15 protein-coding genes are annotated in these 21623 nt (G+C 40.1%); 13 read left to right on the top strand and 2 right to left on the bottom strand.

Features of this window, described 5'->3' with window-relative positions:
• From HMPREF9010_RS19075 to HMPREF9010_RS19065, 3 genes are all read left to right on the top strand, one after another.
• Nucleotides 1-366, top strand: a 366-nt coding sequence (locus tag HMPREF9010_RS19075) for an ISAs1 family transposase (protein WP_157453720.1), incomplete at its 5' end; no start/stop codon positions are given.
• Between the two features lie 338 nt (nucleotides 367-704).
• Entirely contained in the window at nucleotides 705-3842 is a 3138-nt protein-coding gene (locus HMPREF9010_RS19070) for a DUF2723 domain-containing protein (RefSeq protein WP_032852473.1), read from the top strand.
• Between the two features lie 11 nt (nucleotides 3843-3853).
• A complete protein-coding gene (locus HMPREF9010_RS19065; protein ID WP_008647505.1) occupies nucleotides 3854-4108 on the top strand; it encodes a DUF3098 domain-containing protein in 255 nt (84 codons plus the stop codon).
• Here HMPREF9010_RS19065 and HMPREF9010_RS19060 read toward each other — a convergent pair.
• Complete coding sequence (locus HMPREF9010_RS19060; RefSeq protein ID WP_008647508.1) at nucleotides 4105-5124, bottom strand: arginase family protein; 1020 nt, start codon at nucleotides 5122-5124, stop codon at nucleotides 4105-4107. The genes HMPREF9010_RS19065 and HMPREF9010_RS19060 overlap by 4 nt on opposite strands.
• A 91-nt stretch (nucleotides 5125-5215) precedes the next feature.
• Between HMPREF9010_RS19060 and HMPREF9010_RS19055 the strand changes: the two genes are divergently transcribed.
• The 10 genes from HMPREF9010_RS19055 (at nucleotide 5216) to HMPREF9010_RS19010 (ending at nucleotide 17276) form a co-directional block, all read left to right on the top strand.
• Entirely contained in the window at nucleotides 5216-5566 is a 351-nt protein-coding gene (locus tag HMPREF9010_RS19055) for a winged helix-turn-helix transcriptional regulator (protein ID WP_004296014.1), read from the top strand.
• 95 nt (nucleotides 5567-5661) lie between these two features.
• Nucleotides 5662-6213: an RNA polymerase sigma-70 factor gene (locus tag HMPREF9010_RS19050; protein ID WP_008647509.1), complete on the top strand. Its 552-nt coding sequence runs from the start codon at nucleotides 5662-5664 to the stop codon at nucleotides 6211-6213.
• A 98-nt stretch (nucleotides 6214-6311) separates the two neighbouring features.
• Nucleotides 6312-7283, top strand: coding sequence for a FecR family protein (locus HMPREF9010_RS19045; RefSeq protein ID WP_008647510.1), 972 nt, complete (start codon nucleotides 6312-6314; stop codon nucleotides 7281-7283).
• 127 nt (nucleotides 7284-7410) lie between these two features.
• Nucleotides 7411-10032 carry a carboxypeptidase-like regulatory domain-containing protein gene (locus HMPREF9010_RS19040; protein WP_008647511.1) on the top strand — a complete coding sequence of 874 codons (2622 nt, stop codon included), beginning with the start codon at nucleotides 7411-7413 and terminating at the stop codon, nucleotides 10030-10032.
• A 148-nt stretch (nucleotides 10033-10180) separates the two neighbouring features.
• Nucleotides 10181-11284: an MBL fold metallo-hydrolase gene (locus HMPREF9010_RS19035; RefSeq protein WP_008647517.1), complete on the top strand. Its 1104-nt coding sequence runs from the start codon at nucleotides 10181-10183 to the stop codon at nucleotides 11282-11284.
• A 187-nt stretch (nucleotides 11285-11471) separates the two neighbouring features.
• A complete protein-coding gene (locus HMPREF9010_RS19030; protein ID WP_008647519.1) occupies nucleotides 11472-12980 on the top strand; it encodes a 4Fe-4S binding protein in 1509 nt (502 codons plus the stop codon).
• 19 nt (nucleotides 12981-12999) lie between these two features.
• Nucleotides 13000-14403 carry an aldo/keto reductase gene (locus HMPREF9010_RS19025; protein ID WP_008647520.1) on the top strand — a complete coding sequence of 468 codons (1404 nt, stop codon included), beginning with the start codon at nucleotides 13000-13002 and terminating at the stop codon, nucleotides 14401-14403.
• 7 nt (nucleotides 14404-14410) lie between these two features.
• The gene (locus HMPREF9010_RS19020; protein WP_008647522.1) at nucleotides 14411-14830 is read left to right on the top strand and encodes a DUF1893 domain-containing protein; all 420 of its coding nucleotides are present in this window, start codon (nucleotides 14411-14413) and stop codon (nucleotides 14828-14830) included.
• A 30-nt stretch (nucleotides 14831-14860) separates the two neighbouring features.
• A complete protein-coding gene (locus HMPREF9010_RS19015) occupies nucleotides 14861-16750 on the top strand; it encodes a TonB-dependent receptor (RefSeq protein ID WP_032852475.1) in 1890 nt (629 codons plus the stop codon).
• 13 nt (nucleotides 16751-16763) lie between these two features.
• The gene (locus HMPREF9010_RS19010) at nucleotides 16764-17276 is read left to right on the top strand and encodes a hypothetical protein (protein WP_004296005.1); all 513 of its coding nucleotides are present in this window, start codon (nucleotides 16764-16766) and stop codon (nucleotides 17274-17276) included.
• A gap of 131 nt (nucleotides 17277-17407) precedes the next feature.
• On the opposite strand, the gene HMPREF9010_RS19005 is transcribed toward HMPREF9010_RS19010, so the two are convergent.
• A complete protein-coding gene (locus HMPREF9010_RS19005) occupies nucleotides 17408-21400 on the bottom strand; it encodes a two-component regulator propeller domain-containing protein (RefSeq protein ID WP_008647527.1) in 3993 nt (1330 codons plus the stop codon).
• Nucleotides 21401-21623: the final 223 nt, after the last annotated feature.

Consider the following 21623-nt stretch of genomic DNA (forward strand, 5'->3'; position numbering starts at 1 on the left):
GTGGGGTTGAAGTCTATTGTAGGGATAAAGTCGGAGAGAACAATAGTAGCAACAGGAGAATATACTCAAGAGGTCAGATACTATGTAACTTCACTTGATAATACCAAACCGGAGGAGATTGCATCTGCCATCAGGCAGCATTGGTCTATTGAAAATAATCTTCATTGGCAACTGGATGTTACCTTTCGAGAAGACTACAGTAAAAAGGTGAAAAATGCAGCCAGAAACTTTTCGGTGGCAACAAAGATGGCACTTACCATACTAAAGAATGAAAAAACAACAAAAGGAAGCATGAATCTGAAAAGACTAAAAGCCGGATGGGATGAAAAATATTTGTCACAACTTTTACAGGAAAATAATTTTTAATGCGTCTGCCCTGTGTAATATGATTATCTGTCTTTAGAAGAATGAAAGTCATTAAAGATACGAAATTAAATAGCAAAAAACAAGAGTGGCACTTGTTTTTCCTAATATCCCAATAGTTTTTTCATATTTGATACATTGTCATTTTTATGCCATTTACTTTACTATGCCATTATTAATTTGTACCTAATTTATCCTCTGTCTGTTTTTGTCTATCTCTTCACTTTTATTATTATTGATTATCAACATATTATCATTGACGACCGTCCGTATCCGTCCGGTAAAAAATGCCTGTTTTAGCAGTATGTCCTGTAACTTTGCAAATAAAAAAGTACAGAACAATGAGCAACTTATTATTTAAAAGATGGAATGATTTCGGTGGGTGGCTGGTCTTTCTGATAGCAGCATTTGTGTATGGGATGACCATCGAACCAACCGCAAGTTTCTGGGATTGTCCCGAATTTATTTCTTGTGCTGAAAAATTACAGGTAGGGCATCCGCCGGGAGCACCTTTCTATATGCTTGTCGGCAACCTGTTTACCCAGTTTGCTTCCGATGCTTCGCAAGTGTCGGGAATGGTCAACTTTTTAAATGCACTATTGAGTGCCGGTTGTATCTTGTTTCTTTTCTGGAGTATTACCCGATTAGTGAGAGCCTTGCTTGTGGGCGATGAACGGAAATTATCTGTTATGGATGTTATTATCATTCTGGGAGCAGGTTTTGTGGGAGCTTTAGCTTATACTTTCAGTGATACATTCTGGTTTAGTGCGGTAGAGGGGGAGGTATATGCCTTCTCTTCTTTCCTCACAGCCTTGGTATTTTGGATGATTCTTCGCTGGCAGGATGAAGCAGATTCTGTGTCCGGTGACCGCTGGATTATCCTGATAGCCTATATTATAGGGCTTTCAATCGGAGTGCATTTGCTTAATCTGCTTTGTATTCCTGCCATTGTATTAGTGTTCTATTACCAAAAATATCAGACTCTATCACTCAAGGGAGTTATCGGGGCCATTGCATTATCCGGTATTCTTATTGTATTGATTCTTTTTGTTTATATACCCGGAATGGCTGATGTAGGAGGATGGTTCGAATTATTCTTTGTCAATGTGATGGGATTACCCTTCCAGTCAGGATTGATCGTCTTTCTGGGTTTGGTCCTGTTTTTACTGATAGGAGCCATTTATCGGTTCAGAAAACGCATCGTGAATACCGGTTTGTGGTGTTTACTCATGCTCACCATAGGATATACCACCTATGCGGTCATACTCATTCGTGCCAATGCTAATACGCCGCTCAATGAGAATGCACCGGATACTATTTTCACACTCAAAAGCTACCTGAATCGCGAACAGTATGAAAGTGCTCCTTTACTTTATGGGAGAACCTATGCGTCCGAACCGGAGTATGTGCCCGAAGGAGACTATTACAAGGTAAAGACAGAAAAAGGTAGTGCCATCTATCGGCCGGATAAGAAAGAAGGCAAGTATAAAATTATTCGCTATAAGGAAGACGTGTGCTACACTCAAAATATGTTGTTTCCGCGAATGTGGAATGATCGTTCGGCCGCTTCTTACAAAGGATGGTCCGGTGGAGGTGCGAATGAGGCTCCTACACAAAAAGAGAACCTGACTTATTTTATCACATACCAACTCAATTACATGTACTGGCGCTATTTCTTATGGAATTTTGTCGGACGACAGAATGATATTCAAGGAAGCGGTGAACCGGAACATGGTAACTGGATTACAGGAATTTCCTGGCTTGATAATCTGCGACTGGGGGATCAAAAACTTTTGCCGGAATCTTTGCGTGAGAACAAAGGTCACAATGTGTTCTATGGTTTACCATTATTATTAGGATTACTCGGTATCTATTGGCAATGGACACGTGGGAAAAAAGGCAAGCAGCAATTCAGTGTCTTATTTTTCCTTTTCTTTATGACGGGATTGGCTATTGTGCTCTATCTGAATCAGACTCCCGGACAACCCCGTGAACGGGATTATGCGTATGCAGGTTCGTTTTATGCGTTCGCTATCTGGATTGGAATGGGAGTCGCCGGATGCTGTGACATGCTTCGCAGGAAACAGGAAAAAATCCTCCCAGTCGGCTTACTTATGCTGCTTTGCCTGTTTGTCCCCATACAAATGGCAAGCCAGACTTGGGATGACCACGATCGAAGCAACCGGTATACCTGTCGTGACTTTGGAGCTAATTATCTGATGACACTTCCCGACAAAGGAAATCCGATCATATTCTGTAACGGGGATAATGATACGTTCCCCTTGTGGTATAATCAGGATACGGAAGAAGTACGCAGAGATGTACGTATCTGCAATTTAAGTTATGCGCAGACCGACTGGTACATTTATCAGCAACAATGTCCTCTGTACGATGCTCCCGGACTGCCGATCAGTTGGGACCAAAATCAATACCAGAAAGGTAAGAACGAATATGTGGCTGTTCGTCCGGAGTTGAAGAAACAGATAGAAGAATTGTATCAGAAACATCCTGAAGAAGCCCGTGACAGTTTTGGAGACGATCCGTATGAAATAAAAAATATCCTGAAATATTGGGTGTTCGCGGAGAAACAGGAATTTCATGTGATACCTACCGATACAATAAATATCCATATTGATAAGAATGCAGTACTCCGTTCGGGAATGATGTTGCCTGAAGCCATTCATCATTTAAGAGGGGAAGAACTAAAAGATGCAATACCGGATAAACTGTCTATTTCTCTAAAAGATATACGTCTATTGACTAAAGTGGACTTGCTCATGCTCGAGATTTTGGCTAACTGTAACTGGGAACGTCCCCTATACATGGCTATCTCGGTAGGCAACTCTAGTAAACTGAAGTTTGATGACTACTTTGTTCAGGAAGGGTTAGCATTCCGGTTTACTCCTTTCAACTATAAAGAATGGGGAGACGTAGAAGAAGGCAATGGATATGCCATAGATACGGAGAAGCTCTACGAGAATGTGATGAACAGATATAAATACGGAGGATTGGATACTCCCGGACTTTATCTGGACGAAACAACCCTGCGCATCTGTTATTCTCATCGAAGGCTTTTTGCGCAACTGGCTAAAGAATTGGTGAAACAAGGAGACGATATCCGTGCCAGAAAAGTATTGGAATATGCTGAACAAGCTATTCCGGCATATAATGTTCCCGAAGTATACGAGAGCGGTTCGTATGATATAGCCACCGCTTATGCTTCCATAGGAGAAACAGAAAAAGCAATCCCTTTATTGAATCATCTGATAGCAGAATCGGAAAACTATATCGATTGGGCTTTCTCGTTGGGAGACGACCGGATAGGGATGGTTCAACGGGATTGTTTGTATAGGTTCTGGCAATGGAATCAGTGCAATGAATTACTGAAAAGTATGGATAAAGAGAGATATAAGCAGAGTAATCAGCAATTTGAAAAGAAATATATGCGCTTTACTCAACTAATGAATTATCACAACTAAACTCAAAGAATATGAGATCGAAAAGAAGAAGAGAAGAAGAAATAAAAACAGTATTGGGCAAAAGAAATTACGTCATCTTAATTATCGGCTCAATATTGACTATTATAGGATATATATTAATGAGCGGCGAGGGGAGTACCCTTGCCGCCTATAATCCCGATATATTTAGTGGAATACGCATATGTATTGCCCCATTATTGTGTTTATTGGGGTATCTACTGAATGTATTCGGTATTCTTTACCGTCCTCGTCAAAGGGGGATTTAATCTTTCAATAGAGGTAACTGATTGAGCATATTTCTAAGTTTGATTGCCACTCGTGGCATAGGTTCGGCAACTGTAAGTCCTACCAGATCATATTCGGAGGATATATCATGAATGATACGAACCACTTCCTCAATCTTCATGCCGTTAGGCTCAATGCCTACGGCAGCGATTATCTCTGCCGGGTCCAATACATCCATATCGAAATGTATAACCACCTTCGAAACTCCGGTGTTTTTCAGCCATTCCATAATCTTTGTACGATCATTGGCTACTTCCTGCGGAGATAATCCTTTAATGCCCAGCTTTCTTTGTCGTTCCTGCATACCTTCATCCCATGAGCGGAGTCCGACAATCAGGGCTTTGGAAGCATCTGTTTTTCCCGGAAGTAATTCCATAATTTCTTCATCTCCCATTCCCAAACAAGCTGTTAGTGCCATTGCATGATAACCCTTATATTCATCATAAGGCAGATTGATGTCGGGATGCGCGTCTATCCAGACAATAGCTACATCATCCGGGTATCTATTAATTAAATAAGTAAACGGAACAACACTTACGGAACATTCTCCTCCTAAAGTGACAATCCGGTCCGGATGATTCTCTTTAAGCAGATCAAGCGCAGCTTTAGTTTGTTTCAGTATGACACTGCGTGCACTGATACCTTTTTCCGTCGCTCTGTCATTGATATCCAGTGAAACCGGAACTTCGACGGTCTTCTGACCGGTCTGTGGGGCTAAATAGTTCAATAACTGTGCTCCCAGATAGTAGCCTCTGGATGAATCTTCCGCCGGAATATCAGGCATCCAATGATCTACAATTCCTCCTTGCCATTGAGGATAGATAAAACGAAGAGTTGATTTTTTATTTTCCATATTTACATTGTTAGTTACTTTTTCTTGTGCATTCATTGAAACGACTCCAACGACTAATGCAAGTGATAATAAATACTTTCTCATCTTTTTGAAGCAAAAGTAGGGAATACCTGAAACATCGGCAAGTAGGGACGAATTATTCATATACTGATAAATTTAGCCCTATACTACATTTTGGGGTTATTATTTTTGTTTTTGTAGTGATATCCTTATTTTTGCAGAAAAGCAGAAAACTATGTATAAGAAGAAAATTCCTTTTGATATTGATTGTGGGATAAAGATTACGATGGAAGTGATCGGGGGAAAATGGAAAAGTTGCATCATTCAGGAATTATGCACTGGTCCGAAACGTCCCAGCGAGCTGCATCGTTTATTTACCGAGGCAAGTCCCCGGGTCATCAATCAACAACTGAAAGAATTGGAGATGCACGGCATTATCAGCAAAAAGATATTCATGGAGCTTCCTCCCCATTCGGAATATGCTATCACCGAATTGGGAAAGACGCTGATTCCTCTGATTGAGCAACTGGAAATCTGGGGTGACAGCTTTCGTCCGGAGATGAAGAGAATCTTGAAAATAGAATAAATCTTTCTAATATCATTAATATTTCAAAAAAGACCATCTTTATAAGATAAATTATTGTTTCTTTTGTCCTAATGAAATGAAAGTTGGGAAATAGTATGAGTAATAACATTGATATAAAAACGCTGGAGGCCTTTCAGGATGGGAATCACAAGGCCTTTGAGACTATTTTTATAGCATACTACAACAAAACCAAAACATTCATTGACGGATATATAAAATCGGAGCCCGATGCAGAAGAGCTGACAGAGGATTTATTTGTTAATCTTTGGATCAATCGTCATTCCATTGATACATCCAAATCATTCAATTCTTATTTGCACACCATTGCAAGAAATGCAGCCATCAACTTCCTGAAACATAAATATGTGTGTGATGCCTATCTGAACAACAACCAAGATACAGAATATAGCTCTACTTCCGAAGAAGACCTTATTGCCAAGGAACTGGAAATGCTGATTGACAAACTTGTCGGGGGAATGCCTGAACAACGGAGAATGATTTATACATTGAGCCGTAACGAAGGACTATCCAATGCCGAGATTGCCGAACGCCTGAATACTACCAAAAGAAATGTTGAAAGCCAGTTAAGCCTTGCTTTGAAAGAAATACGGAAGGTTATTTCATGTTTTTTGGTATCATTGTTATAGGATCATTTTCGTCTTCATCCTGCTTTTTTCAAAAAAATATTCATTTTCTTATTGAGCTTTTTGCCACCAAACTGTATATATAGTAAAGTGCAGCAAAAATGAAGAAAAGTAATATTAGTAAAATCATCAAAATGTTCCTCTCCGCCCGCTTTCCATCCGAAACGGAAGAAAAAGTGCAGAAGTGGATCATCAAAGATAAAAATCAGCAGGCGAAAGCTAAAGCTTCACTGGATTTTTGGAATGAATTGGACGTAGAAGCCGATTCAAATACTTATGCTTCATTGGAACGGGTGAATTTAAGAACGGGATATAATAAGGAGCATCTCACCAACATAGTTTCTTATCAGAAATTTGCCCGTATTGCCGCCGTTATTATTCCTTTGTTTTTATTTGCAGGAGGAATGTTCTACTATCTTTCTCCCCACAACGAAATGATAGAAGTATCCGTTGCCTACGGAGAACAGAAACACCTGATCTTACCGGACAGTTCGGAAGTATGGTTGAACGCGGGAAGTACCATTTTATACCCGGAAACTTTTGCCAAAGATAAACGCTTGGTCATGCTTGACGGCGAAGCTTATTTCTCTGTCAAAAAAGATACCGCAAGTCCTTTTATTGTAGAAGCATCCCAACTTTCTGTGAAAGTGCTTGGAACCAGATTCAACGTGAAAGCTTATCCTAATGATGAAAAAATAACGACTACATTGACTAGCGGTAAGGTGGAAGTGAGTATTCATGCCCAACCTCCCCATATACTAAAGCCTAATGAACAACTTACATACGACAAAAAAACATCAGATATCCATATATCAGTGATAGATACGAATGATACAAACTCTTGGATAGTGGGAAAACTGGTCTTTACCAATGCCAGCGCCGGAGAAATATTCCGAACTCTGGAAAGACACTATAACACCACGATTGATAATACAGCAAATATCCCTGCATCCAAACGATATACAGTCAAATTCCTGAAAGATGAAAGCCTGGATGAAATACTGAATATATTGAAAGATATAATCGGCTTTGATTATCAGCAGTATGAAAAGAAAATAGTATTAACCCAATAATAAAAAGAAACAGCCTATGAATAAAAAGAACCGGGAAGCAGCTTGAGACCCTCTTCCCAGTTCTGAAATGTCTACCCTCATTCAACAAGTGACGTAAAATGAAGTATCAACATACAAATATAGAATAATGAATCGAATAAATACGAATAAACAGGCGGCTAAGCTTGCCATTTTTTTATTTTTTACTTTTCTCTCTCTCACAACTGTTGCACAGAATAAAGAAAAAAAAATTACCATACAAAATAAAAGTATCTCACTAAAAGAGGCTTTTGCACAAATAGAAGTACAAACGGGATATAGCATTGCTTATGAACAGTCAAATCTGGATATAGAAAAGAAACAATCTTTATCTCTTAAAAATGTAGCCATCGACAAAGCTATGACTCAACTATTGAAGGAAACCGGATATGTATATAAGATAAAAGGATATCATATTATTATTTCTTCGCAGGATAACAAGCAAAAGCCCGCCAACAATGATACACAAAAACTGACTCAAACCATAAGAGGAATCGTTGTTGACTCCAAAACCAATACGCCCATAGAATATGCCTCCGTCTGTATAGCAGAAGATCCCTCACGGGGAGGTTCGACTGACGGACGGGGAAATTTCCGGATTAATAATGTCCCGGTGGGTCGTTATAATATTCAGGCATCTTTTATGGGGTATCGCCCAAGTATCATCAGCGAAGTATCTGTCACTTCATCCAAAGAAGTATTTGTAGAGATTCCTATGGATGAGAATGTACAAGATTTGGCTGAAGTACTTGTCAAGCCGGAAATAAAAAAAGACCGGACTGTCAACCCAATGGCTATCACAGGAGGACGTATGATTAGTATTGAAGAAGCGTCCCGATTTGCCAATGGTTTTGACGATCCTGCACGGTTAAGTTCTGCATTTGCAGGTGTAGCAGGAGATGTCGGTACTAATGCGGTTGCCATCCGGGGAAATGCCCCGCAATTTACACAATGGAGACTGGAGGGAATTGAAATACCTAATCCTACTCACTTTGCTGATTTATCAGGCTTGGGAGGAGGATTCCTGTCCGCTTTGAGTACGCAAGTCATCGGCAACTCCGATTTCTACAACGGAGCTTTCCCGGCGGAATACAGTAATGCCCTATCAGGTGTTTTCGATATGCATTTGCGCAATGGTAACAATCAGAAGTACGAACACGCCTTTCAGGTCGGACTCATGGGCATAGATTTAGCTTCGGAAGGTCCTATCAATAAAAAACGGGGAAGTTCCTATCTGGTGAATTATCGCTTTTCTACTACTTCACTGGCATCGGGTAATGACATCAACCTGAAATATCAGGATTTAGCCTTCAAACTAAATTTTCCCACACGTAAAGCTGGAACCTTTTCGATCTGGGGATTAGGATTGATAGACAGAAATAAAGCAGATGTTTTGGAACGTTCCGAATGGGAAACGATGGGAGACCGGTCGTCGGGATATAATAAACTGGATAAACTGGCAGGTGGCTTAGCGCACAAATATGTACTGGATGAAAATACTTATATCCGTTCTTCTCTATCCGCTACCTATTCCAAAGACCGTTCATTGGCGGACTTACATACCGACGACGCTATTATTAATGTAGCAGATATTCAGAATAGCAGATGGAATTTAGTATTCAATTCATATCTGAATAAGAAATTCAGTCCGAGGCATACCAACAGAACAGGGATTACCATTACGGAACTTAAATATGATCTTGATTACAAAGTCAGCCCTTATTTGGGATTAAACAAACCTATGGAACAAATATCGAAAGGCAGTGGAGAAAGTACAGTCCTCTCGGCATATAGTAATTCCGTAATAAACTTGAGCAACAATCTGACAACCAGTTTAGGGGTTACCGGACAATATTTTACTTTAAACAAGAACTGGTCGATAGAACCGAGAGTTGCCCTTAAATGGAAAATAAATTCTGCACATTCTTTAGCAGCAGCTTACGGCTTGCATAGCCGCCGGGAAAGGCTCGACTATTACTTTGTTGAACAGATAATCAATGGTAAAAAGGAATCAAACCGGTACCTGGACTTCTCAAAGGCACATCATTTCGGATTCACTTATGACTGGAATATCAATCAGAGCCTACATCTGAAAATAGAACCCTATTATCAATACTTGTTCCACATACCGGTTGAGGAAAACTCTTCCTTTTCGATTATCAATTACGAAGAATTCTATTTAGACCGCATATTAACAAACACTGGAATAGCCAAAAACTATGGAATAGATATAACACTGGAACAATATATGAAAAATGGCTTCTACTATATGATTACAGCTTCATTATTCAAATCGAAATATAGAGGAGGAGACCGTATCTGGCGAAATACAAGACTGGATAAAAGTTTTTTAGTGAACCTGCTCGCCGGAAAAGAATGGATGGTTGGCAGACTCAAACAGAATGTATTAAGTGTAAACGGCCGTCTGTTCTTTCAGGGAGGAGGACGTTATACACCTGTGGATGAAGAAAAAAGTCAGGAGGAAAAAGACATTGTCTTTGACGAGAGCAAAGCATATACTAAACGATTCAATCCATCTATAAACGGTGATGTTTCCATCAGCTTCCGGATCAATAAGAAAAGAGTATCCCATGAGTTTTCTCTAAAGATACTGAATGTAGGCATGCGTACCGGAATGCATTTCTATCAATACAATGAAAGAACGAACGTAGTCGAAGAAAAAGATGGAGCGGGTCTGATTCCGAACATCAGCTACAAAATTTATTTCTAAAGAACTGAACAAGAAAAGGGTTTGTTCACACAATAGACTGACACCCAACACACAACTGCTTTCAGTAATTATGGTATAACAATCTGTAATATATATACTAACAAGCTCTCTGAATACCTGTATATTTGCTGCGTGAAATAATTTAGTGATGAATTATATGCGTATCATATTCAAGAAATTCAAAGCACGTATGATTGTAGGATGTATATTAGCTGTAATAGCATTGTTGACGGTGTCAGTCATTGTTTTTATTAATCAAGCCAGTTTCGGCAGAACTCCCCGTGGGGAACGGCTGGAAAGAGTCATGAAATCTTCTAATTACAGAAACGGAGAATTTAAAAATCAGCATGAAACCCTATTGATGACTTCCGACAGGGGACGTTTTATCGGAATCTGGGAGTTCATTTTCAAAAAGATAGACGGTTTGCGCCCCGAACAGGCTGTCAAAGCAATCAAAACGGATTTACGTAAGATTGACCGTAATGAAGAAATATTGGTATGGTTCGGACATTCATCTTACCTGATTCAAACGGGAGGAAAGCGAATATTGGTTGACCCGGTATTCTGTATGGCTTCTCCCGTATCTTTTGTCAACAAGCCATTCAAAGGTACGGAACTTTATACACCGGATGATATGCCAGACATTGATTATCTGGTGATTAGTCACGATCATTGGGATCATTTGGATCACAACACGGTCAAAAAACTGAAAGATCGGATTGGAGCAGTGATTTGTCCGTTGGGTGTCGGCGAACATTTCGAATATTGGGGATTTGATAAAGAGCGTCTGATAGAACTTGACTGGAATGAAGACGCAAACCTAGCTCCGGGCTTTATGATACATTGTTTGCCTGCCCGCCATTTCTCCGGTCGCGGACTTACTGCCAACCAGTCGCTTTGGGCTTCCTTCCTGTTAGAGGCTCCTTCACAAAAGATATACATCGGCGGAGACGGAGGATATGATACGCATTACGCAGAAATAGGTAATCGATTTCCGGACATTGACCTTGCGATCCTCGAAAACGGACAATACGACAAAGAATGGAGTTTGATCCATTTGATGCCCCAGTATATGGCGCAGACGGCCAGAGACTTAAAAGCAAAAAGAATCCTGACCGTACATCATTCCAAATATGCGTTGGCCAAACATCGTTGGGATGAACCTCTCAAAAATGCAGAAGAGATGAAGAATAAAGATTCTCTGAATGTATTGATTCCGGAGATTGGAGAGGTCGTGGCATTAGAAAAATAGTGCTTTACCCAATCGGCTAAAGGTTTTCCCGTCTGTTATCAGTAAAATTGGTAAAACATTCTGTAATTTGTATAGTTGAAAAACAAATTTCCCTGATTAACTTTGCAAAGTTGAAATATAGATGGTTCAATCCTGACAGTTTTAGACATTTAGATATAACTACTATAAATTGAAAATTAATTAGTTTATGCTACGTACTATCAGACTTACAACCGCCATTGTGTGCTTTACGCTTATTACCCTTCTGTTCCTCGACTTCACGGGTACATTGCACACATGGTTCGGATGGTTGGCGAAAATTCAATTTCTGCCGGCTTTATTAGCCTTGAACATAGGTGTCGTATTGTTTTTAGTTGTACTTACATTCCTGTTCGGACGTATCTACTGCTCTGTTATTTGTCCGTTGGGAGTGTTTCAGGACATTGTTTCGTGGGTGTCCGGCAAACAAAAGAAAAACCGGTTCCGTTATTCACCAGCAATGAAATGGTTGCGGTATGGCGTTTTAGGAGTATTCATTATCATAATGGTTGCTGGATTGAACTCTTTGGCTATCTTGCTGGCACCGTATAGTGCTTATGGCCGGATAGCTTCCAGTCTTTTTGCACCAATCTGGCAATGGGGAAACAACCTGTTGGCGTATTTCGCCGAACGAATGGATAGTTATGCTTTTTATGAGGTAGATGTATGGATGAAGAGTCTTTCGACGATGTTGATTGCCATTGCCACCCTTGTTGTTCTTTTCATTCTGGCGTGGCGCAACGGACGAACCTATTGTAATACGATCTGCCCCGTAGGTACTGTATTAGGGTTTATATCCAAATATGCGATATTCAAACCGGTAATTGATACTTCCAAATGCAATAGTTGCGGTTTGTGTGCCCGCAATTGCAAAGCATCGTGTATTAATCCGAAAGCCCATGAAATAGATTATAGCCGTTGTGTGACTTGTATGGATTGTATCGGAAAGTGTAAGCATGGAGCCATTACATACACAAGACGGAAACCTAAGAACGAAACAGCTACGAGCGAAGATTCGAAAGCAAAGTCTGTCACTACTGAACAGGTAGACAACGCCCGTCGTAGCTTCCTTTCAGCATCGGCCATTTTTGCAACAACTTCTGTACTGAAAGCACAAGAGAAGAAAGTAGACGGAGGATTGGCTACTATCGAAGATAAAAAGATTCCCCAAAGAGAAAATCCTATCTATCCTCCCGGTGCATTAAGCGCACGCAATTTCACTCAACATTGCACAGCCTGCCAATTATGTGTCTCTGTTTGTCCCAATCAGGTATTGCGTCCGTCAGGCAACCTATTGACATTGATGCAACCGGAAATGTCATACGAACGTGGGTATTGCCGTCCCGAATGTACTAAATGTTCGGAAGTTTGTCCCGCCGGCGCTATTCATCTCACCAGTCTTGCCGAGAAATCAGCTATTCAGATCGGACATGCCGTATGGATTAAAGAGAACTGTGTACCTTTGACAGATGGAATGGAATGTGGCAACTGTGCCCGCCATTGTCCGACAGGTGCCATACAGATGGTAGCTTCCGATCCTGAAAAAACAGATTCTCCAAAGATTCCGGTAGTAAATGTAGAAAAATGTATCGGTTGTGGGGCGTGTGAGAACCTTTGTCCGTCCCGTCCTTTCAGCGCTATTTATGTGACCGGACATCAGATGCATAGAATTATTTGATCTAAATCAGTATAAGAGTATGGAAGATAAAAATAAGAAAGATGTAAATAGAAGAGATTTCATTAAGATTGTAGGTATTAGTGTAGCCACGTCGACAGGGCTATTATACGGATGCTCTTCAAAAGGTACTTCCTCTTCAAGCAGCGCAACAGGAGAAGGAGAGGTGCCTACCGATAAAATGACTTACCGCACGTCTCCGACTACCGGTGACCGTGTTTCACTCTTGGGATATGGTTGTATGCGTTGGCCTCTCAAACCTGCTCCCAACGGTAATGGTGAAGTCATCGACCAGGATGCCGTGAATGGACTGATTGATTATGCAATCGCTCACGGAGTAAACTATTTCGATACATCTCCGGCATACGTACAGGGCTTTTCCGAAAAGGCAACGGGTATTGCATTGAGCCGTCATCCCCGTGACAAATATTATATCGCCACCAAGTTATCCAATTTCTCTCCCGATACATGGTCTCGTGAAGCATCGCTCAAGATGTACCACAAATCATTTGCGGACCTGCAGGTAGATTACATTGATTATATGCTGCTTCATGGCATTGGCATGGGAGGAATGGAAGCCCTTAAAGGACGCTACCTGGATAACGGAATGCTTGACTTTCTAGTGAAAGAACGGGAGGCAGGACGTATCCGCAATTTGGGATTCTCCTATCACGGAGATATCGAAGTGTATGATTATCTGCTTTCACGGCACGATGAATTCAAGTGGGATTTCGTACAGATACAATTGAACTATGTAGACTGGAAACATGCAAAAGAAACCAATACCCGGAATACGGATGCTGAATATCTGTATGGAGAACTGCATAAACGAGGAATTCCATCTATCATCATGGAACCGCTTTTAGGAGGACGTTTATCCAAGTTGAACGACAACCTGGTAGCACGACTCAAACAACGCCGTCCGGAAAGCAGTGTCGCTTCCTGGGCTTTCCGTTTTGCCGGTTCATTCCCGGACATTCTGACTGTATTAAGTGGCATGACTTATATGGAGCATCTGCAAGACAATCTTCGCACTTATTCTCCTTTGGAACCGTTGACAGATGAAGAAAAAGAGTTTCTCGAAGAAACGGCACAATTAATGTTGAAATATCCTACGATCCCTTGCAACGACTGCAAATATTGTATGCCATGTCCGTATGGGTTGGATATACCTGCTGTGTTGTTACATTACAACCGTTGTGTCAATGAAGGTAATGTCGCCAGAAGCGGACAGGATGAAAATTATGCGAAAGCCCGACGCGCTTTTCTTGTCGGATATGACCGCAGCGTGCCTAAACTTCGTCAGGCAAGCCATTGCATCGGTTGTAACCAGTGTGTGGCACACTGTCCGCAGAACATTGATATTCCGAAAGAGCTGCATCGGATAGATCAGTTCGTAGAACAATTGAAACAAGGTACTTTATAAAAAAAAGATGGAAGAATTAATCAATTTACTACATACAGGAGGATATTCCTGTACTATTGCCAACAAAGGAGAAATCCGCACTTTCACCCAACGCGGTGTGGCTGATATCTATGATTTACTGACTCAGGAACCGGAGTTTCTTAAAGGAGCTTCGATTGCTGATAAGGTGGTCGGAAAGGGAGCTGCCGCCCTGATGATTCTGGGAGGTATCAAAGAGTTATATACCGATATTATCAGTACCAAAGCTCTGGAGTTGCTTCAGAAATCAGATATAAAAGTTGATTTTACAGAGGAAGTACCTTTTATCTGGAACCGTAACCATACAGGAGGATGTCCTGTAGAGACAATGTGCAGTGAAGTGGAATCAGCAGAAGAAATATTACCACTGATCCGCGATTTTCTGGAAAAGATCAGAAATAAGAAGTAAAAAGAAGAAACTTGAAACACGAAATAAAGTATGAGAAGAAATACAGCTTGTTTATTCCTGTTCGGTAGCTTGCTTTCCCTCTCGGGAATGACACATACTAAAAAGGATAGCATACAGGCCGGAAGAAATTATATGATTGATGAAGTCGTAGTCACCGGAACACGTAATGAAACCGATGTGCGTCATCTTCCGATGACCATTTCCGTAGTCGGCAGGCAACAAATTGAGAAAAGATATGAGCCTTCTCTTTTGCCGTTGTTAACGGAGCAGGTACCGGGATTATTCACTACCAGTCGTGGCATCATGGGATATGGCGTATCTACCGGAGCTGCAGGTGGCATGAGCTTGCGTGGTATCGGTGGTAGTCCGACAGCGGGATTATTGGTACTGATTGACGGTCATCCCCAGTACATGGCGTTGATGGGACATCCGATAGCGGATGCTTATCAATCTATGATGGCAGAGAAAGTGGAAGTTTTACGTGGTCCTGCATCTGTACTTTATGGTTCGAATGCCATGGGTGGTGTGATTAATATTGTTACCCGTCGGCAACAGGAAGAAGGTGTGAAGACGAATATGCAAGTTGGGTACGGTTCATATAACACGTTGCAGACTGAATTTTCCAACCGTGTCAAGAAGGGACGTTTCAGTAGCGTCGTAACCGGATCATATAATCGTACAGATGGACATCGTCCCGATATGGGGTTCGAGCAATATGGTGGATACGCAAAGTTAGGTTATGATATCAGTTCTTTCTGGAAAGTATGGGGAGATGTGAATGTAACCCATTTTAATGCTTCCAATCCGGGGACTATCCAAGTACCACTGATTGACAACGATTCTCGTATCACTCGTGGAATGACATCGTTCGCTTTGGAAAATCATTATGAAAAGACTTCAGGAGGTTTGAGCTTTTTCTATAACTGGGGACGGCATAAAATCAATGATGGCTATCAGATAGGAAAAGAACCGCAAAAATCACATTTCAACTCTAAAGACAAAATGCTGGGTGTATCATGGTATCAGAGTGCCACTTTCTTTACCGGTAATCGTTTGACCGTAGGATTTGATTATCAACACTTCGGAGGTGAATCATGGAACAAAGTACTGGCTACGGGTGAACATACTCCGGGAGTAGACAAGCAAATGGATGAGTTTGCCGGATACGTTGATTTCCGTCAGGATATCAGCAGTTGGTTCTCACTGGACGCAGGTATTCGTGTAGACCACCATTCACACGTAGGTACAGAATGGATTCCACAAGGCGGACTGGCTTTTCATTTACCCAAGAATGCAGAACTTAAAGCAATGGTCAGCAAAGGATACCGTAATCCAACCATTCGTGAGATGTATATGTTTCCTCCTGCCAACCCGGAACTGAAACCGGAAAAACTAATCAACTATGAACTTTCCTATTCACAACGTCTGCTGGAAGGGGTATTGTCCTATGGAATCAGCCTTTACTATATCAATGGCGACAATCTGATTATGTCAAACGGACTCTTTCCTCCATTGAATATCAATTCCGGAGAGATAGAGAATTGGGGAGTTGAAACGAATATAGGCTACCACATCAATTCACATTGGAATGTGAACGCCAATTATAGCTGGTTGCACATGGAGAATCCCGTTCTTGCTGCCCCCGAACATAAATTGTATGCAGGGGCGGACTATACTTCCGGACGTTGGAGTATATCGACTGGAGTACAATATGTGAAAGGACTTTATACTTCTGTTGTAAAGGGTAGCGAGCAACAGGATCATTTTGTTTTATGGAATTTTCGTGGGAATTATCGTGTCTGCCGTTTCGCTAACCTCTTCATAAAAGGAGAGAACCTGCTGGCACAGCGTTATGAAATAAATGCAGGTTATCCCATGCCCAAAGCTACGTTTATGGGTGGTATTAATTTGAACTTTTAAATAATAAAATGATATGGAATCAACTACTGTAAAACTCTATTCGCTGAATTACGGCAATGTGAGAACTTATCTGGCAGCCTCGTTATTCATCGTTGGCAATATCCTTTTTCCCCAATTTTTTCATCTCATACCGCAAGGAGGAATAACCTGGCTGCCTATCTATTTCTTCACACTGATCGGAGCTTATAAGTACGGATGGAAAGTCGGTCTGCTGACTGCTGTTCTTTCCCCTATTATCAACTCCTCACTTTTTGGTATGCCGATGCCGGTGGTGCTGCCTGCTATTTTATTAAAGTCCGTATTGCTCGCCATTGCTGCCGGTTGGGCCGCACAACGTTTCGGACGTATCTCCATCCCGGTATTGGTTGGCGTAGTACTTACCTATCAAGTTGTAGGGACATTGGGAGAGTGGATGTATATAGGAAATTTCTACAATGCCATTCAGGATTTCCGCATTGGAATTCCCGGAATGTGCCTGCAAGTATTCGGAGGTTATTTATTCATTAGATATTTGATTCGCAAATAACTTCCTTATCAATAACCGCTTTTCCCTGAAAAGAGTTATAAGCCTTGAAAAAGAAAGTTCTCCTCTGTTATAGATACCCATAACAGAGGAGAACTTTTTTAAATACAACGTATCTATTCGCTTTTTATTTATCAATCTTCTTCGTCATCATCTTCCAGATCAGTAGCAACGGGATTACCTCCTTCTTTAGCATACCTGCTCGGACTCATCTTATAGTATTTTTTGAATACTTCCCGGAAATATTTAGTTTCAGAGAATCCAACCATGTCTGAAATCTCATTAATAGCGTATTCACCCTCTTTCAATAACTCGGTAGCACGTTTCAAACGCATCACCCGAATAAACTCTGTCGGAGACTGTCCCGTCAATGCTTTCAATTTACAATAGAAACTGGTACGGCTCATGCCACTTGATTCACAGAGCACATTAACGGAAAATTCAGGGTTGTTCATATTCTCATCCACAATTTTCTTTACATTTGATATAAACTTCCAATCGAGGCTGTTAGTACCGTTTGCAGATGGAACCATTGATTTCGTTTCTATATCCAGATTAGCATATCTCATGCGCAACAGTTCCCGGTTTGCCAACAAATTAGCGATATTCGCCCGTAATATTTTCACGCTGAAAGGTTTGATGAGATATTCGTCTGCACCAATCGACAGTCCATCCAGAATATTGTTTTCTTCTCCTAAAGCAGTGAGCAACAACACAGGAATATGTGAAATCTCAATATCACTTTTGATAGCAACACACAATTCATCTCCCCGCATCTCTGGCATCATGATATCAGAAAGAACCAGTTCCGGCCAATATTCTTTGATAATAATCAACGCTTCCTTTCCGTTAGCGCAAGCTTGTACATTATATATAGAAGATAATGAACTGACCAGATAGGAGCGTAACTCATCATTGTCTTCTACAACCAGAATCCGTCGTGAATTTGGATTACTTACAGTGACAGTCGCCTTTTCAGACACGTTCGGAGCGGGGAGCACAGGAGCTAACGCTTCAAACTTAGAGTGCGTTTCCTCCCCGGTATTTTGAAAGTTTTTATTGCTTTTCGGAAAGACAATTTTGATTGTCGTACCTTGATGTTCGACACTATCTACACTAATTTTACCTCCATGAAGGCTCACCAGTTTTCCTACCAACATTAATCCGATACCACTACCCGTCACTTTAGAGTTAATAGCATTGCTGGCACGGAAATGAAGCTTGAACAACTTACTTTGTTCACTGGCAGGAATACCTATACCTGTATCCTTGATTATCACTTTCCATGAATCATTCGTATCGGACACGGAAATGCTGACCTTTCCATTTTCCGGAGTATATTTTAGCGAGTTCGATATTATATTCTTCAAAATAGAATCCATCTTCTCCTTATCAAACGATACATTCATATAGCTGAAAGTACTCTCGTATGTATATTCAATACGCCTAATGGCAGCATAAGAAGAGAATGAATTATATATTTCATTCATATAGGTATTCAACTCATACTCGGAAACACTCATTTTAGAGGAATATACATCCGTTCGCTCAAAATTAATCAGATTGCTGACCAGTCGTAAAAGAACTTCCACATTCCTCAATGCAATGTTCGTACGAGTTATTCCATTGTCGGTAAGCGTCTCTTCTTCCAATAATTCCTCCAAAGGTGCTTTTATTAAAGTTAATGGAGTACGTATATCATGGGCCGTATTGATGAAGAACTGCGTTTTTTCATCAGATATATTCTTTTGTTTTCTTAGATTTATCACACGTAGAACAAAATAAAATCCCCCTATTACCAACAGAATATAACACAAGATAGCCCACCAACTCGACCAAAAAGGTTGCGTGATGATAATTTTCATAGCACGTTCCTGAAAAACAATGTCATGTTCTTCTCTGGATATAGCACGTACATGAAGAATATATCTACCTGGAGGCAAATTGGTAAAACGAATCAAATTATTTGCTCCCGGTTGAGTCCATTTCTCATAAAAGCCTTCTAATTTCCACGAATATAGTGCATTTCCGGGAGAATCATAATTGATTGTAGAAACTTCAAATGAAAACGTATTCTCATCATAAGCCAGCTCTAATACATCTGTCTCATCGATACTTTTCTGTAAAGGAGAATCCTTGACACCCGGATAAACAGGTTGATAAGACAGATGAAAGTCGCTAAATACCAATCTGGAGAACTTATAATCCGGGAATTTCACATTCATCGGAAGTTCAATTGCTCCATCCGTACTACCGAATACAAAGTTTTTATTTTTACGCACCGTTCCTGCCGCTGCGTTAAAGTATGCAGGCAACAAGCCTTCTCCTCTAGTCCAATTACGAAATATCTTTTCTTTAGTATGAAAACAGGTTATTCCGTTCTCTGTACTCATCATTATACGTCCATCTACTTCCGGCAATATTGTAAATATTCTATTTGAAACTAAAGCAGAATTATCAGAAAAATAATGTTCGAAAGTCTTATCTTGAGGATTATAGATAAATACTCCCATACCATTTGTCCCGATATATAACAACCCATTATCTGCCTGATAAAGCGTATTAATATAAGTGATTCCTATCTCCATTTCAATATACTGATATTCACCAGTATTTCGATTCAATAAATACAAGCCAGCAGCAGTTCCGATCCACATATTATCTTTGTCTTTTTCAACAATTGATGTTATGGAATTCAGTCCCGGATATAGACGTGCACTGTTAGTCTCCAAATCAAAACATTTTAGATTATAATAGCCTCCCGACCAGATATGTCCTCTTGAATCTTTAACTATATCACGAATATATTTATCCGGACGCATATTGACGTGAGAAAGAAGGTAAGGAGAGAAGTATTCAACTGATAGCGTTTCTTTATTTATTTTATAAATGCCGGAAGTATATCCTCCTGCCCATATAATGCCAGGAGCCACTTCACATAAAGTAATAAATATATGATTCTTGTCCTTTAGTTGATGATTAAAAGAGCTTAGAAATGAATGCCACTGACCTGTTTTTGAATTATAAAGACTAATACCATTACTAGTTCCAAACCACAGATCACCTTCATGATCTTCGATAACCGCTTGTACCTGATCATTGATTAATGACTGTGCATTACCCATAGCATGTTTCATCCAATGATAATTTTCATAGCGATTATCAATCACTGTAATTCCTGTTGGATAATTAGCAAGCCATATCCGCTTTTCTTCATCTACAAAAACATCATTGATATTATTTCCATTCATTTCATTATAACTCTGATAATTAGCAATAATGTAATCTTCCAGTTCACAGGTATTTACGTTAACTTTATACACCCCCATTCCTTCCGTTGCAATCAGTAACTCTGTTTCATTCAATGGGCTGATACGAGCTATGTTTACATCACTAAGATCAGCGTCCGGACGTATAATTTCCTGTGTATTCATATCGTACACAAAAACTCCTCTTTCAAATGAACCAATGAACAATCTTTTTAATTGCCGATGAAAATACAGTTCACTCACCTGTGCATGAAAATAGTCCAGTGTTTCAACAGGCATGGTCTCTAAAATACCATTCTCCAGTTTGACATATCGTACGCCCGTCTCCGTTGCTATAAAGAAATGGTGCTCATCTACTTGTTCTATTGCCGTAATACTACTATGCAATACATTGGGAAATCGAACTATATGAGCATCTTTAATATTATACAGCAATACAGTATCTTTACGACATATCCAGATATTATCATTGCGATCCAGATAACCACAACTTATTGCTTCAGAGGTATCCGGTAATTTATATACCATTTTGAAATCGTCTCTGTCGGCTTCGTATTGAAAGACTCGTCCTTGTTTGCCAACCACCCATATATCGATATGTGGTTCTGTATATAACCATCCCAAACGTATGGGAGCATCCAAAATAGTGCCTTCTTTATTTAATTTATAGTGTTTTATATCTTTACCGTTGTATCGGTCCATCCCTTCATTTGTAAGAAACCACATATAGCCCTGAGCATCTTTCTGAATATTGAATATCCGGCGATTGCTCAAGCCATCTTCTATTCCTATATATTTGTATGTTTGTGCTGTAACCCAAACAGGAAAAAAGAGAAGAATATATACAATGTATTTCATATAAATAGTTGTTTTTAAACTACTTCTAACGATCATATAAACATAACAGTTAACGAAACTAGACAAAAACAATGACAAATGCAAAGAAATAGGAGAGATTCTACAAGAAAACATCTATTTAGAAACATTTTTATTTCCAAAGTTGATTATTTACTTTGCGAAGTTGATTTATCTGAAAGTGTTCTTTTGCTATATGTTATAATTAGCGCATGTTTTGTTTTTG

Source organism: Bacteroides sp. 3_1_23 (assembly GCF_000162555.1).
In the GTDB taxonomy this organism is placed as follows: domain Bacteria; phylum Bacteroidota; class Bacteroidia; order Bacteroidales; family Bacteroidaceae; genus Bacteroides; species Bacteroides ovatus.